The sequence below is a fragment of the Polaromonas sp. P1_G1 genome (genome assembly GCF_056405595.1).
Genome location: NZ_JBFUBU010000122.1, coordinates 1 through 643, shown reverse-complemented (window position 1 = coordinate 643; position 643 = coordinate 1). Strand labels below are relative to the sequence as shown.

1 protein-coding gene and 1 pseudogene are annotated in these 643 nt (G+C 63.8%); one reads left to right on the top strand and one right to left on the bottom strand.

What is annotated here, in order from left to right:
• On the top strand, positions 1 to 364 hold a 364-nt coding region (locus AC1D1Y_RS26020; RefSeq protein WP_477684896.1), incomplete at its 5' end, for a GGDEF domain-containing protein.
• On the opposite strand, the pseudogene AC1D1Y_RS26015 reads toward AC1D1Y_RS26020, so the two are convergent.
• Positions 354 to 643 (bottom strand): annotated as a pseudogene (locus tag AC1D1Y_RS26015) ([protein-PII] uridylyltransferase); the annotation flags it as partial. The gene AC1D1Y_RS26020 and the pseudogene AC1D1Y_RS26015 sit on opposite strands and share 11 nt — an antisense overlap.

Sequence of the window (643 nt, the reverse complement as noted above, 5' to 3'; positions counted from 1 at the left end):
TCCCAAGGGTGATGTGGTGTTACAGCATCTGGGCCGTCTGCTGCAAACCTGCGGCCGCCAGCAGGACCTGCCTGCACGCCTGGGTGGTGAGGAGTTTGCCATGCTGCTGCCCGACACCGATGCAGTCGGAGCCCGTGCGTTGGCGGACAAGATCATGAAGGCGCTGGAGGCGCTGAACCTGGAGCATGTGCGTTCTCCCACCGCCGCCACGTTGACCGTGAGCATTGGCGTGTCCACCTGGACCACCGTTCAGGGTAGTGGTGCCGAGCTATTTGCCCAGGCAGACAAGGCGCTGTATGCGGCCAAGCACAGCGGGCGCATGCGCACCTGTGTGTACGGCGCGCCCGATGTGCCTAGGCTTTGAGGGCGTCCAGCAGTTCGGTTTCGATCTCGATCTGGGCACGGTTGTGCTGCAGCTGCGGGCCGTGGATCAGAAAGGTATCTTCCACGCGCTCGCCCAGCGTAGCTACCTTGGCCAATTGCACCTCGATCTGGTGGCGCGCCAGCACCCGGGCCACGCTGTAAAGCAGGCCCAGGCGGTCGCTGGCCGAGATATTGAGCAGCCAGCGCTGCGCTTTTTCATCGGGCTTAAGTGACACGCGCGGCGCAATAGGAAAGCTCTTGACCCGGCGCGACACCCTGC